Origin of the sequence: Streptomyces sp. NPDC006372, assembly GCF_040612515.1 — a bacterium.
Lineage (GTDB): Bacteria > Actinomycetota > Actinomycetes > Streptomycetales > Streptomycetaceae > Streptomyces.
In genome coordinates, this window is the sequence record NZ_JBEXQJ010000047.1 from 1 (window position 1) to 13,668 (window position 13,668).

Annotated in this window: 14 protein-coding genes; 7 read left to right on the top strand and 7 right to left on the bottom strand. The window is 70.5% G+C overall.

The features are described 5' to 3' along the window. Positions 1-105: 105 nt before the first annotated feature. The 4 genes from ABZ016_RS38730 to ABZ016_RS38745 all read right to left on the bottom strand — a co-directional run bounded on the left by ABZ016_RS38730 (position 106) and on the right by ABZ016_RS38745 (position 4,292). Positions 106-822 carry a class III extradiol dioxygenase subunit B-like domain-containing protein gene (locus tag ABZ016_RS38730; RefSeq protein ID WP_356921454.1) on the bottom strand — a complete coding sequence of 239 codons (717 nt, stop codon included), beginning with the start codon at positions 820-822 and terminating at the stop codon, positions 106-108. 164 nt (positions 823-986) lie between these two features. Further along, positions 987-2,513 carry a tRNA (N6-isopentenyl adenosine(37)-C2)-methylthiotransferase MiaB gene (gene miaB, locus ABZ016_RS38735; protein WP_356921455.1) on the bottom strand — a complete coding sequence of 509 codons (1,527 nt, stop codon included), beginning with the start codon at positions 2,511-2,513 and terminating at the stop codon, positions 987-989. A gap of 64 nt (positions 2,514-2,577) precedes the next feature. After that, complete coding sequence (locus tag ABZ016_RS38740; protein ID WP_356921456.1) at positions 2,578-3,231, bottom strand: response regulator transcription factor; 654 nt, start codon at positions 3,229-3,231, stop codon at positions 2,578-2,580. Further along, positions 3,231-4,292: a sensor histidine kinase gene (locus ABZ016_RS38745; RefSeq protein WP_356921457.1), complete on the bottom strand. Its 1,062-nt coding sequence runs from the start codon at positions 4,290-4,292 to the stop codon at positions 3,231-3,233. Before ABZ016_RS38745 ends, ABZ016_RS38740 begins: the two co-directional genes overlap by 1 nt. A gap of 111 nt (positions 4,293-4,403) precedes the next feature. Here ABZ016_RS38745 and ABZ016_RS38750 point away from each other — a divergent pair, with 111 nt between their 5' ends. Next, on the top strand, positions 4,404-4,889 hold the full coding sequence (locus ABZ016_RS38750; protein WP_356921458.1) for a TrkA C-terminal domain-containing protein: 486 nt from the start codon (positions 4,404-4,406) through the stop codon (positions 4,887-4,889). Between the two features lie 4 nt (positions 4,890-4,893). Further along, positions 4,894-6,114 (top strand): cation:proton antiporter, encoded by a 1,221-nt coding sequence (locus tag ABZ016_RS38755; RefSeq protein ID WP_356921459.1) that lies wholly within the window; start codon positions 4,894-4,896, stop codon positions 6,112-6,114. Between the two features lie 205 nt (positions 6,115-6,319). Here ABZ016_RS38755 and ABZ016_RS38760 read toward each other — a convergent pair whose 3' ends face one another. Beyond that, on the bottom strand, positions 6,320-6,727 hold the full coding sequence (locus tag ABZ016_RS38760) for a MazG nucleotide pyrophosphohydrolase domain-containing protein (protein ID WP_356921460.1): 408 nt from the start codon (positions 6,725-6,727) through the stop codon (positions 6,320-6,322). 108 nt (positions 6,728-6,835) lie between these two features. Between ABZ016_RS38760 and ABZ016_RS38765 the strand changes: the two genes are divergently transcribed. Then, a complete protein-coding gene (locus tag ABZ016_RS38765; RefSeq protein ID WP_356921461.1) occupies positions 6,836-7,837 on the top strand; it encodes a TAXI family TRAP transporter solute-binding subunit in 1,002 nt (333 codons plus the stop codon). Positions 7,838-7,865: 28 nt separating this feature from the next. Here ABZ016_RS38765 and ABZ016_RS38770 read toward each other — a convergent pair whose 3' ends face one another. Both ABZ016_RS38770 and ABZ016_RS38775 read right to left on the bottom strand, forming a co-directional pair. After that, positions 7,866-9,269 (bottom strand): HAMP domain-containing sensor histidine kinase, encoded by a 1,404-nt coding sequence (locus ABZ016_RS38770; RefSeq protein ID WP_356921462.1) that lies wholly within the window; start codon positions 9,267-9,269, stop codon positions 7,866-7,868. A gap of 9 nt (positions 9,270-9,278) precedes the next feature. Continuing rightward, entirely contained in the window at positions 9,279-9,965 is a 687-nt protein-coding gene (locus ABZ016_RS38775; protein WP_003993418.1) for a response regulator transcription factor, read from the bottom strand. 289 nt (positions 9,966-10,254) lie between these two features. Between ABZ016_RS38775 and ABZ016_RS38780 the strand changes: the two genes are divergently transcribed. The 4 genes from ABZ016_RS38780 to ABZ016_RS38795 all read left to right on the top strand — a co-directional run bounded on the left by ABZ016_RS38780 (position 10,255) and on the right by ABZ016_RS38795 (position 13,589). Further along, entirely contained in the window at positions 10,255-11,031 is a 777-nt protein-coding gene (locus ABZ016_RS38780; protein WP_356921463.1) for an amino acid ABC transporter ATP-binding protein, read from the top strand. 83 nt (positions 11,032-11,114) lie between these two features. After that, entirely contained in the window at positions 11,115-11,954 is an 840-nt protein-coding gene (locus ABZ016_RS38785) for a glutamate ABC transporter substrate-binding protein (protein ID WP_356921464.1), read from the top strand. A gap of 76 nt (positions 11,955-12,030) precedes the next feature. After that, positions 12,031-12,696 carry an amino acid ABC transporter permease gene (locus ABZ016_RS38790; RefSeq protein WP_356921465.1) on the top strand — a complete coding sequence of 222 codons (666 nt, stop codon included), beginning with the start codon at positions 12,031-12,033 and terminating at the stop codon, positions 12,694-12,696. After that, positions 12,693-13,589, top strand: a complete 897-nt coding sequence (locus tag ABZ016_RS38795) for an amino acid ABC transporter permease (protein WP_356921466.1) — start codon at positions 12,693-12,695, stop codon at positions 13,587-13,589. Before ABZ016_RS38790 ends, ABZ016_RS38795 begins: the two co-directional genes overlap by 4 nt. Positions 13,590-13,668: the final 79 nt, after the last annotated feature.

Consider the following 13,668-nt stretch of genomic DNA (forward strand, 5'->3'; position numbering starts at 1 on the left):
CCTCGGAGACGACGCCGTTGTCGCGCAGGGTCATCTGCCCGGCGGCGTCGTACTGGTAGGTGACGTCCGGCGTGGAGTCGGAGTTTCCCGTGCTGGCGGCCGGGGCTACGACCAGCCGGCCACGATGTACCCGACGCCGTACGGCGCGTCCTCGTACAGCAGTGCTCCGCCGAGGCCCGCGTCCTCGGCCGCGCCCGCCAGAACCTGCCAGGGGGCACGGCCGGACGCCTTCAGTTCGTGTGCGAGATCCGTGTCCAGCCCCTCCAGGGCCGTCAGGTCAGCCGAGCCGAGCGCCCGCGCGACCTCCGCGTCGAAAGGGGCGGCCCGTTCGTCCAGATAGCCCGGGGCCTTGAGCGTCCGGCACGCGCTGGCATCCCCCATCACCAGCAGCGCGACCCGCTCGGACCGCGCGGCGATGTCCCGTCCGATCCGGGCACACCGCTCGGGCGAGAGCCGGTCCCCCACGCCGAGCCCCTCGACCGGGGCGTCGGACCACCCGGTCCGCTCCAGCAGCCGGGCGCCCACCGCCAGCGCGTACGGCAGCCGCCGTTCCGTGTTTTGCGCGCCCCCGACCTGGCCCAGCCGGACATCGAGATCGACCCCGAAGCCCCGGAACGTACCCGGAGTGCCCTCCGGGTACGTCTCGCACCCGGAGCCGTCCACCGGCCCGACGACCACGAGCCGGCCGGGCCGGGCGGCGGCGAGCAGACCCAGCGCGTCCGTGCAGGCGGCCCGCGCGGGGTCCAGCTCCGGAGCGGCACCGGCGGCGACCTCGGGAACCAGCAGGGGCGGGCAGGGGCAGACAGCGGCGGCGACAAGCATGATCGGCAGGGTAACCCTGACCGGCCGCTCGCACGCATGCGGCGTCCTGGGGCCTCACCCCACCTCACCCCACCTCACCTCAGCCGCAGCCCTCGCCGGGCTCAGCCGCGGCCCTCACCGAGCTCGGTCGCAGCTCGTCCGGCTCGGTCGCAGCCCCGCCGGGTTCAGTCGCAGCCGCAGCCGCTCGTGGCAGCCGGGAGCGGCTCCGGCACGCCGATCTTCGGGAGGCCCAGGAGGACGCCGGTCGGCTGGGACGGCTTCGCCGACTTCTCGGCGTTGCGCTTCTCCCAGGCGTCACCCGCCCGGGTGCGGCGCACGTCCAGCACGGGGCCCTCGGCGAGGAGGTGGTGCGGGGCGGCGTAGGTGATCTCGACCGTGACCACGTCGCCGGGGCGGACCTCCTGGTCGGGCTTGGTGAAGTGGACGAGGCGGTTGTCGGGGGCCCGGCCGGACAGACGGTGGGTGGTGTCGTCCTTGCGGCCCTCGCCCTCGGCGACCATCAGCTCCAGCGTGCGGCCGACCTGCTTCTTGTTCTCCTCCCAGGAGATCTCCTCCTGGAGGGCGACGAGCCGCTCGTAGCGCTCCTGGACGACCTTCTTGGGGATCTGGCCGTCCATCTCGGCGGCCGGGGTGCCCGGGCGCTTGGAGTACTGGAAGGTGAAGGCCTGGGCGAAGCGGGCCTCGCGCACCACGTGCAGCGTCTGCTCGAAGTCCTCCTCGGTCTCGCCGGGGAAGCCCACGATGATGTCGGTGCTGATCGCCGCGTGCGGGATGGCGGCGCGGACCTTCTCGATGATCCCCAGGTAGCGCTCCTGGCGGTAGGAGCGGCGCATGGCCTTCAGGACCGGGTCCGAACCGGACTGGAGCGGCATGTGCAGCTGCGGCATCACGTTCGGCGTCTCGGCCATGGCGGCGATGACGTCGTCGGTGAAGTCGCGCGGGTGCGGCGAGGTGAAACGGACCCGCTCGAGACCCTCGATCCTCCCGCAGGCGCGCAGCAGCTTGCTGAAGGCCTCGCGGTCGCCGATGTCGGAGCCGTACGCGTTGACGTTCTGCCCGAGGAGCGTGATCTCGGAGACGCCGTCGGCGACCAGGGCCTCGATCTCGGCGAGGATGTCGCCGGGGCGGCGGTCCTTCTCCTTGCCGCGCAGGGCCGGGACGATGCAGAAGGTGCAGGTGTTGTTGCAGCCGACGGAGATGGAGACCCAGGCCGCGTACGCGCTCTCACGGCGCGTGGGCAGGGTCGAGGGGAACGCCTCCAGCGACTCGGCGATCTCGACCTGCGCCTCCTCCTGGACGCGGGCGCGTTCCAGCAGGACCGGCAGCTTGCCGATGTTGTGCGTGCCGAAGACGACGTCCACCCACGGCGCCCTCTTCACGATGGTGTCGCGGTCCTTCTGGGCCAGACAGCCGCCGACGGCGATCTGCATGCCGGGGCGGCCGGCCTTCTTGGGCGCCAGGTGTCCGAGGTTGCCGTAGAGCTTGTTGTCGGCGTTCTCCCGCACGGCGCAGGTGTTGAAGACGACGACGTCAGCCTCTCCGTCGGAGCCCTCCGGGGCGCGGACGTAGCCCGCGTCCTCCAGCAGACCGGCCAATCGCTCGGAGTCGTGGACGTTCATCTGGCACCCGTAGGTGCGTACCTCATATGTGCGCGTGCCGCCCACTGACTGGCTCCGGTCGATGCTGCTCATGGGGACAAGGGTAGGCGGTCTGCGAAGGTGACCCGGTCGCCTGTGGACAACCGGGGCGTTCGCCTCACGCCTCGATGAGACCGGCCCGTATCGCGTACCTGGTCAGCTCCAGACGGTCGCGCATGCCGAGCTTCTGGAGGAGGTTGGCGCGGTGGCGTTCGACCGTCTTGGCGCTGATGAAGAGGAGTTCGCCGATCTCCTTCGAGGTGTGGCCCTCGGCGACCAGCTTGAGGATCTCCTCCTCGCGCTCGGTGATGGGCCGTTCCGGCAGGCCGCCGCCCCCGTGCAGCCGCTCCAGGTAGGAGCGGACGAGGGCCCGCTCGGCCCCGGGGTAGATGAACGGCTCGTCGCGCACGGCCGCCCGGCAGGCCTCGACCAGGTCGCGGTCGGCGACCGACTTGAGGACGTAGCCGCTGGCCCCGGCCCTCAGCGCCTCGAAGAAGTACTCCTCGTTGTCGTACATGGTCAGGATGAGGATGTGCAGCCCGGGAAGCCTGCGGGAGAGTTCGCGGGCCGCCTGGAGGCCGGTCATGCGGGGCATGGCGACGTCCAGGACGGCCAGGTCCACAGGGGTCTCCCGGGCCTTGGCGACGGCCTCGGCGCCGTCCCCGGCCTCGGCCACGACCGTGAGGTCGGGCTCCCCGTCCAGGATGAGGCGCACTCCCCGGCGTACGAGGGTGTGGTCGTCGGCGAGCAGGACGCGGATCGGTGTGGACATCAGCGGGGTCCTTCGGTCACTGGTACGCGCGAGGTCACCGGTACGCGCAGCCGTACGTCGGTGCCGCCGCCCGGGGCCGGTTCGAGGGTGAGGCCGGCGCCGATCAGCAGGGCGCGTTCGCGCATGCCGGTGATCCCGGCGCCCTCCGGGGCGTCTCCGAGGCCGGTGCCGTTGTCGCGGACGAGGAGCTCGACGCCGCCGGGGACCTGCTGGAGACGGAGTTCGGCGCGGTCGGCGGCGGCGTGCCGGGCGGTGTTGGTCAGGCCTTCCTGGGCAACCCGGTAGACGACGAGTTCCGACTCCGGGGTCAGGGCGGGGAGGTCGCCGGTGACATGGTGGCGCACGGTCAGCCCATGCGTCGTGAACTCGGTGGTGAGCGAGCGCAGGGCGCTGGCCAGGCCGAGCTCCTCCAGGACACCGGGGCGCAGCCGGCGGGCGATCCGGCGGATCTCGTCCAGGCCGGCCCGGGTCGCCTCCTGGGCCTGGCCCACCTCCACGCGCAGGTCCTCGGGCGCCCGGTCCGCGACGCGCTTGAGCTGGAGGAGGACGGCGGTCAGGGTCTGCCCCACCTCGTCGTGGAGCTCCCGGGCGATCCGGTGCCGTTCGCGCTCCTGTGCGGACAGCGCCCGGGCGGCGCCCGCGGCCCGCTCGGCCTCCAGACGGTCGAGCATCGTGTTGTACGTCGTGATCAGCCCGGCCGTCTCCGCGGGCCCGGCGACCACCGGGCGGGAGCCCGGACGCAGCAGGTCCGCGGTGGCCATGGCCCGGTCGAGTCGTTGCAGGGGCACGAGGCCGAAGCGCAGCACGAGCGCGTTGCCGGCGAGCAGCATCAGCAGCCCGCCGAGCAGGACGAGCGCCTCGCCCGCCAGCACGGGCGTGGACACGGTGACCGGGCCGAGCAGCAACGCGGTGGCCACGATCAGGCCCGCGGCGTTGAGCGAGAAGATCCGCCAGAACAGTGACACGTTCCTGGATCCGCCCCTTCCGCCCTTCGCGTACGACTCCGCCCCCTCCACCTTCTCCGGCGAGCGGCCGCTGCGTATATCCGTCACGACACCCATGTCGTCACCGTACGGCCGGATGGCAGCATGCGGAGTTGACTGATCCGTTGGTCGACACCACTCACGACACCGACACAAGCAAGACGATCAAGACGAACAAGGGGAAGAAACGTGTCAGCTCCGCGCCTGAGGGCGACGCCGCTGCCGGGAATCGGGGTCCAGTACGACCTGGAGACCCGGGAACACCGCCATCTGTCGGTGGTGGCGCACCGTGACGGCTCCCGCACCGTGAACATGTACCGGGCCGACGACCCCGACTCCTGCGCGCACTCCCTGCGGCTGACCGGCTCGGAGGCCGGTTCGCTGATCGACGCGCTGAAGCCGTCCCACCACAGCCCGAGCCTGCTGTACACCACGGACCTGGGACTGGTCGCGGAGCGGATCGAGGTGGCCGCCACCTCGCGCTGGAACGGGCGGGTGCTGGGCGACACCCGGATGCGGACGGACACGGGCGCGTCGGTGGTGGCGGTGCTGCGCCGGGCCGAGGCCATCCCCTCGCCCGCGCCGGACTTCCGGCTGGCGGGCGGTGACACGCTGATCGTGGTCGGCACCCGTGAGGGCGTCGACGCCGCCGCGACGATACTCGAGCGGGAGTGAGCCGGTGCACTCAGCCGTCCTGCTGATCGAGTTCGGTTCCATCATCCTCGGCCTCGGGCTGCTCGGCCGGTTCGCCGGCCGTTTCCGGCTCTCGCCCATACCGCTGTACCTGCTGGCCGGTCTGGCCTTCGGCGAGGGTGGTCTGCTGCCGCTGGGCGCGAGCGAGGAGTTCGTCGCGACGGGCGCGGAGATCGGCGTCATCCTGCTGCTGTTGATGCTGGGCCTGGAGTACACGGCGAGCGATCTGGTCTCCAACCTCAAGACGCACTACCCGTCCGGTCTGGTGGACTGCGCGCTGAACGCCCTGCCGGGTGCGGCGGTGGCGCTGTTGCTGGGCTGGGGTCCGGTGGCCGCCGTCGTCCTGGCCGGTGTCACCTGGATCTCGTCCTCCGGGGTGATCGCGAAGGTGCTGGGCGATCTGGGCCGGGTCGGCAACCGGGAGACGCCGGTGATCCTCAGCGTGCTCGTGCTGGAGGACCTGGCGATGGCGGTGTACCTGCCCATCGTCACGGCCCTGGTGGCGGGCGTCGGGCTGCTGGCCGGCAGCGTGACCCTGGCGATCGCGCTGGGCGCGGCGGGGCTGGTGCTGTTCCTGGCCGTGCGCTACGGCAGGCTCATCTCGCGGTTCGTCTCCAGCGACGATCCGGAGAAGCTGCTGCTGGTCGTGCTGGGGCTGACGATCCTGGTCGCGGGTGTGGCCCAGCAGCTCCAGGTGTCGGCGGCGGTCGGGGCCTTTCTGGTGGGCATCGCGCTGTCTGGTGAGGTGGCGGAGGGTGCGCACACCCTGCTGAGCCCGCTGCGCGACCTGTTCGCGGCGGTCTTCTTCGTCTTCTTCGGGCTGCACACCGACCCGTCCAGCATCCCGCCCGTCCTGCTGCCCGCCCTGGGCCTGGCGGTCGTCACCGCCCTGACGAAGATCGCCACCGGCTACTGGGCGGCCCGGCGGGCCGGGATCTCCGTGAAGGGCCGCTGGCGTGCGGGCGGTGCGCTGGTGGCGCGCGGCGAGTTCTCGATCGTCATCGCCGGTCTGGCGGTCTCGGCGGGCATCGAACCGTCCCTCGGCCCGCTGGCCACGGCCTACGTCCTCATCCTGGTCGTCCTGGGTCCCCTCACCGCGCGTTACACGGAGCCCGTGGCGATGTGGTGGAGCCGGCGCCGAGCACCCCGCCAGGACGTGCCGGATACGACGCCCCGGACGACGGAGGAGGCGCCGGTGGCGGACTGAGGGCCGGGGTTGCGGGGTGCCCCGGACCGTCAGCCAGTCCCGTCCAGCACCCCCGGGCCGCTGGTCAGTCGGGTCCGGTGTGGCCCGGACCGGACCGGGGCGGTGCGCCCCGGGCGGCCGGCGAGCTCCGGCCCGGCACGCCCCCTGCCTGTCAGCCGGTCCGGCCCGCACAGCCCCCCGCGCCGCCAGCCAGCTCCCCCGGCCATCAGTCAGTTCCCTCCGGCGCCCACCCCTGCCTCCGCAGCACCTCCGTGACGTCCGGTGCCTCGTAGTGCTCCCCCTTGAGCACCTTGCCGTCCGCACGGCGGGAGACCGATCCGTCGGGGCCGAGCTTCGTCATGTTGGAGCGGTGGATCTCGGCGAGGACCGCGTCGAGGTCGATGCCGTGGACGAGGGCCGTGCCGTAGGCGACGTAGACGACGTCGGCCAGTTCGTGGGCGAGCCGGTCGAGCGGGCCCCGTACCGACACCTCGGCGACCTCGGCGGCCTCCTCCGCGAGGAGTTCGCCGCGGTGGGCGGCGAGGTCCGGGGAGATCTCCGTCGGGGTGCTGCGGGCGTCCAGGCCGAAGGCGAGGTGGAATTCACGGACCAGGTCGGCGGGCGAGGAGCTCATGGGGGCGACTGTAGTGGCCGCCACTGACACACCCCTCGCCTCAGGTCGGCCCCCTCCTGTGAGCCCTCCCCTGGTCAGCGGGGCACCACGGCTGGCAGGATCTCGCGCATGTCCAAGATGTTCCCCCGAATCGGCAGGCGCCGGGCCCTGCAGGGCGGCGCCGCCTCCCTGGTGGTCCTCGGGCTGCTGCTGTGGTGGCTGCGGCCCTGGGCCGAGGAGCCGCCGGGCGGGACGATCAGGTTCAGCACGGGCACCCGCGCGGGGGTCTACCACGAGTACGGCAAGCTCCTGCGCAAAGACCTCGACCAGGACATGCCCGACCTGAACGTGCGCCTGCAGACCAGTGCCGGTTCGCAGGAGAACGTCATGGACGTGGCCACGGGCAAGGCCGACTTCGCGATCGCCGCGGCCGACGCGGTCGCCACGTACAAGCTCGACCACGGCACGGGAGCCGACCGGCTGCGCGGTGTCGCACGCCTGTACGACGACTACGTCCAGCTCGTCGTACCGCCGGACTCGGACATCCGCTCCGTCGCGGACCTGCGGGGCAAGCACGTGGCCATAGGACTGCCGGACTCCGGAGTGCGGCTGATCGCGAACGGCGTACTCAAGGCCGCCGGTATCGACCCGGAGAAGGACATCAAGCCCTCGTCGGACGGCATCGACACCGGGCCGAGGCGGCTGGGGCACGGCCTCGACGCGTTCTTCTGGTCGGGCGGCCTGCCCACGGACGGGCTCAGCAGGCTGGCCAAGAAGTCGGCGTCGGCCTTCCGGTTCGTGCCGATCGACGCCCGTCTCGTGGCCAAGCTCCACGACCAGGGCGGTGCCACCCGCTACTACCGGGCCACCAAGATGCCGGAGTCGGCCTACCCCACCATCCAGCGCGGCGACCCGGTCCCCACCCTGGCGGTGTCGAATCTGCTGGTCACGCGCAAGGACGTGGATCCCCGGCTCACCGAGTGGCTCACCCGGACCGTGATCGACAGCCGGGACGGCATCGGCGCGACCGTCCACTCCGCCCAGCTCGTGGACGTCCGCACGGCGATCTACACCGACCCGCTCAAGCTGCACGCCGGCGCCCAGCGCTACTACCAGTCGGTCAAGCCGTAGCGCCCGAGCCCGTCCCTGCCGGCTGCCGTCAGGCGGTCGGCCCGGACCTGGGCAGGCGCACCGTCACCCGCAGCCCGTGCGGCTCGTGGTGGTCGTACACGATCGAACCGCCCCCCGCCGCGAGCAGGGCCCGCGAGATGGACAGCCCGAGGCCCGAGCCCTTGATGTTCTGGTGGCGCCCGCTCCGCCAGAAGCGGTCACCGATGCGGGCCAGTTCCTCGTCGGTCAGACCGGGGCCGTGGTCGGTGACGACGACGGTGGAGGTGTCGCCGTTGGGGGCGACGGTCACCTCGACGGTCTGGTCCTCGGGCGTGAACTTCACCGCGTTGTCGATGACCGCGTCCAGCGCGCTGGACAGGGCCACCGGGTCGGCCCACGCGGTCGTCGGCGGGCAGTCGCCCACCAGTCGTACGCCCTTGGCCTCTGCGGTCGGGGCCCAGGCCGCGACCCGTTCGGCCGCGAGCGCGCCGATGTCCGTGACCTTCAGATCCGCCTCGCTGTGCTCGGCCAGCGCCAGGTCGAGCAGGTCGTCCAGTACCTGCGCGAGACGCTTGCCCTCGGCCTGGACGGAGGCGATCTCCTGGTTGCCCTCGGGCAGTTCGAAGGAGAGCAGCTCGATGCGGAGCAGCAGCGCCGCGAGCGGGTTGCGCAACTGGTGCGAGGCGTCGGCGACGAAGGCGCGCTGCTGCTCCAGCACGTCCTCGACGTTGTCGGCCATCTCGTTGAACGACCGGGCCAGGCGCCGCAGTTCCGGCGGCCCGCCGGCGGCGGCGACGCGGGACTTCAGCCGCCCGGTGGCGATGTCGTGGGTGGTGGCGTCGAGGACGCGTACGGGCCGCAGCACCCAGCCGGTCAGCCGCAGGGCGGCCCCGACGGCCAGCAGCATCGCGGCGGCCTCGCCCGCGCCGATGACCAGCCAGCCATGCAGCGTGCGCGAGCGCATCTGCCCGGTGGGCGAGTCGGTGACGACGACCGCGACGACATCACCGTCCCGGATGACCGGCGAGGCGACCACGAGATTGCGGCGCTGCCAGGGCCACACCTGCTCCGGGTCGTGGCTGCGGCGGCTGAGCAGCGCCTCGTCGAAGGCGTCCCGTACCTCGCCCTCCTTCGGCAGTGACCAACTGGCCGGTGCCTGAGCCATGGCACTGCCGCTGCGGTAGAAGACACCGGCCCTTATGCCGTAGACCTCGTGGTAACTGTTCAGCTCGCTGCTGAGCACGGCCAGGCGCTCGTTCTCGAACGCGCCGGCGTCGGTGGGCGAGTCGGTGACGAACTGGGCGAGGGCGGCGAAGCGTGCGGTGTCGTCGATCCGGTCGACGACGACCTTCTGCTGCTGGGCGCCGGCCAGACTGACGGCGAGCGGGACGCCCAGAGCCAGCAGCACGGCCGCCATCAGGACGATCAGCAGCGGGAGCAGACGAGTGCGCACCCGGCCCCGCTACCCGGCAGGCGCGACGAGCCGGTAGCCGACTCCGCGTACGGTCTCGATGAGGGCCGGCATGCGCAGCTTGGCGCGCAGGGAGGCGACGTGCACCTCAAGGGTGCGCCCGGTCCCCTCCCAGCTGGTCCGCCACACCTCGCTGATGATCTGCTCCCGGCGGAAGACCACCCCGGGCCGCTGCGCGAGCAGGGCCAGCAGGTCGAACTCCTTGCGGGTCAGCTGGATCACCGCCCCGTCGACGCTGACACGGCGCGTGGGCAGCTCGATGTGCACGGGGCCCAGGCGCAGCTCGGTCTCGATGCCGCTCGAGGTGTCCTCGTGGGAGGTGCGCCGGCTCACGGCGTGGATCCGGGCGAGCAGCTCCCCGGTGTCGTACGGCTTCACCACGTAGTCGTCGGCGCCGAGGTTCAGGCCGTGGATGCGGGAGCGCACGTCGGAGCGCGCGGTGACCATGATCACCGGGGTGCTGGTGCGCTTGCGGATCTTGCCGCAGACCTCGTATCCGTCCTGGTCGGGCAGGCCGAGGTCGAGGAGGACGACGCCGAAGCAGTCGCTCTCGGGGACGAGTGCCTGGAGGGCCTCCTCACCGCTGCGCGCGTGCGTGACGTCGAACCCGTGCCGCGCCAGGACCGCCGACAGGGCGGCGGCGACGTGGTTGTCGTCCTCGACGAGCAGCAGTCTCATCCGGGCCCCCTTCGATTCACTGGCCGTACGCTCTGGATGTGTACAAATCACGTGCACACGCGCGCGTGCATCCTGTGCAGTCACGCTGATGGATGAGGACGGCGTCAAGAGGGTTCCGGTTGCGGAGAGCTTCCGTTACCCGGCCGATATGAGCGCTGCTCATAAGTGCTACGACACGTGTCCGATTGCTATCGGATCGTGATGCTCAGATTCCCCTCAGATGTAATGACGCAGGTCGTGGACCGTCACTACTGTCCTCCGAAACCGAGGAGGACGGAGCCTTAGAGCGATGACCGAAGTATCGGTGGCCAAGGAAGATGTGGCCGCGACCGGCGAACTGGTCGTCCTGAAGAGCGTCAACAAGCACTTCGGCGCGTTGCACGTGCTCCAGGACATCGACATGACGATCGCCCGCGGCGAAGTCGTCGTGGTCATCGGGCCCTCCGGGTCCGGGAAGTCCACCCTGTGCCGCACCATCAACCGCCTGGAGACGATCGACTCCGGCACGATCACGATCGACGGCAAGCCGCTGCCCGCCGAGGGCAAGGAGCTGGCCCGGCTGCGGGCGGACGTCGGGATGGTCTTCCAGTCCTTCAACCTCTTCGCGCACAAGACCGTGCTCGAGAACGTGATGCTCGGCCAGATCAAGGTCCGCAAGAAGGACAAGAAGACGGCCGAAGAGCGGGCCCGGGCGCTGCTCGACCGGGTCGGCGTGGGCGCGCAGGCCGAGAAGTACCCGGCGCAGCTCTCCGGCGGCCAGCAGCAGCGCGTCGCCATCGCGCGGGCCCTGGCCATGGAGCCGAAGGTCATGCTCTTCGACGAGCCCACCTCGGCGCTCGACCCCGAGATGATCAACGAGGTGCTGGAGGTCATGCAGCAGCTCGCCCGCGACGGCATGACCATGATCGTCGTCACCCACGAGATGGGCTTCGCACGATCGGCTGCAAACCGCGTGGTCTTCATGGCGGACGGCCGGATCGTCGAAGAGGCTGCGCCCGACCAGTTCTTCAGCAACCCGCGCAGTGACCGTGCCAAGGACTTCCTGTCGAAGATCCTGCACCACTGAGGGCGAGGGTCGCGCCGGACGCGGCCCACGTCGCCCGCCCTTCGAGGGCCCGCATCTCCTTCATCAGCCAAAGGATGTTCACCATGAAGCTCCGCAAGGTCACCGCCGCCTCGGCCACCGTCTTCGCTCTCTCCCTGGCCGCCACCGCGTGCGGCGGCAACAACAGCACGGGGGGCGACTCCGGCTCGGGTGGCGGCAAGTCGATCTCCGTCGGCATCAAGTTCGACCAGCCCGGCCTCGGCCAGAAGACGCCGCAGGGCTACGCCGGTTTCGACGTCGACGTCGCCACGTACGTCGCGAAGAAGCTCGGTTACAAGGAGGACCAGATCGAGTGGAAGGAGTCGAAGAGCGGCGACCGCGAGACCATGCTCCAGCGCGGTGACGTCGACTTCATCGCCGCGACCTACTCGATCACCCCGGAACGCCAGGAGAAGGTCGACTTCGCCGGTCCGTACCTGCTGGCCCACCAGGACGTGCTGGTCCGCGCCGACGACAACAAGATCAAGTCGCCGAAGGACCTGAACAACGCCAAGCTCTGCTCGGTGACCGGCTCCACCTCGGCGCAGAACGTCAAGGACAAGCTGGCGCCCAAGGCCCAGCTGCAGCCCTACCCGACGTACTCCGCCTGCCTCCCCGGACTCCAGAACGGTGCCGTGGACGCGCTGACCACCGACGACTCGATCCTCGCCGGTTACGCCTCCCAGGCGCAGTTCAAGGGCAAGTTCAAGCTCGGCGGCTTCAAGCTGACCAACGAGAACTACGGCATCGGCGTCAAGAAGGGCAGCGACCTCAAGGCCAAGATCAACAAGGCCCTTGAGGACATGGTCGCCGACGGCTCCTGGCAGAAGGCCGTGGACAAGAACCTCGGCCCGGCGAACTACAAGAACGAGCCCGCGCCGAAGATCGGCGACATCAAGAGCTGAGGCCCACGCCTGACAGGTGCGCCGCTGTCCGAGGCGGCGCACCGGGGCATCCCTATACGCGGAAGCGCGGGAGATCGTGTTCGACTTTCTTGAGGATTACGACCTACTGGGGGCCTTCTGGACGACGGTGCAGCTCGCTGTGCTGTCCGCCGTCGGCTCTCTCGTCTGGGGCACCCTGCTGGCCGCCATGCGCGTCGGCCCGGTGCCGCTGATGCGCGGCTTCGGGACCGCGTACGTGAACATCGTGCGGAACATCCCGTTGACCGTGATCATCCTGTTCACGTCGCTGGGCCTGAACCAGACGCTGGGTGTCTCCCTCGGCGCCGACGACGTCGAGACGATCAACTTCCGGCTCGCCGTCCTGGGCCTCATCTTCTACACCTCGTCGTTCGTGTGCGAGGCGCTGCGCTCCGGCATCAACACCGTGCCGGTCGGGCAGGCGGAGGCGGCCCGCGCGATCGGCCTCAACTTCCGCCAGGTGCTCGGTCTGGTCGTGCTGCCGCAGGCGTTCCGTTCGTCCGTCGTCCCGCTGGCGAACGTGCTGATCGCCCTCATCAAGAACACCACGGTGGCCGCCGCCATCGGTGTCGCGGAGGCAGCGGTGCTGATGAAGGAGATGATCGAGAACGAGGCGCAGCTGCTGCTGATCTCAGCGATCATCGCCTTCGGTTTCGTGGTCCTGACCCTGCCGACCGGCCTGATCCTCGGCTGGGTGGGCAAGAAGGTGGCGGTGAAGCGATGAGCTCCGTTCTGTACGACGCCCAGGGACCCCGCGCCAAGCGGCGCAACGTCGTCCTCACGGTGATCTTCCTGGTCGCCGTCGCTGCCGTGCTGTGGTGGGTGTACAAGGCCCTCAAGGACAAGGGCCAGCTGGAATGGGCCCTGTGGGAACCGTTCTTCTCCGGCACCGAGGCCTGGTCCACGTACATCTGGCCGGGCCTGCAGAACACGTTGAAGGCCGCCGCCCTGGCAGTGATCATCGCGCTGCCGCTCGGCGCGGTCCTCGGCATCGCCCGTCTGTCGGACCACGCGTGGGTCCGGGTGCCGGCCGCGATCGTGGTCGAGTTCTTCCGGTCCATCCCCGTGCTGGTCCTGATGATCTTCGGCCTCGCCCTGTTCGCCCAGTACACCAACGTCTCCTCCGACGACCGTCCGCTCTACGCGGTCGTCACCGGTCTGGTGCTGTACAACGCCTCGGTCCTCGCCGAGATCGTCCGGGCGGGCATCCTGTCCCTGCCCAAGGGCCAGGCCGAAGCGGCGATGGCGATCGGTCTGCGCAAGGGACAGCTGATGCGCCTGATCCTGCTGCCGCAGGCCGTCACCGCGATGCTCCCGGCCATCGTCAGCCAGCTCGTCGTGATCGTGAAGGACACCGCGCTCGGCGGTGCCGTCCTCACCTACTCCGAGCTGCTCTCCTCGGCGAACACGATGAGCGGCTACTACGGCGCCAACATCATCGCCAGCTTCACGGTCGTGGCCGTCATCTTCATCGCGCTCAACTTCGCCCTCACCTCGTTCGCGAGCTGGCTGGAGCGCCGGCTGCGGCGCGCCAAGAAGTCGACGGGCGCAGTCGTGGGCCCGAACGACGCGCAGATCGCCGGCACGGCGGGGACCGGTGCCGGAGGCACCGTCTGACACCCGGTCACCTCGCGTGACACACTCAGGGGCAGTGGCATGATCGCCACTGCCCCTGGTCACTTGACGCAAGCACCGG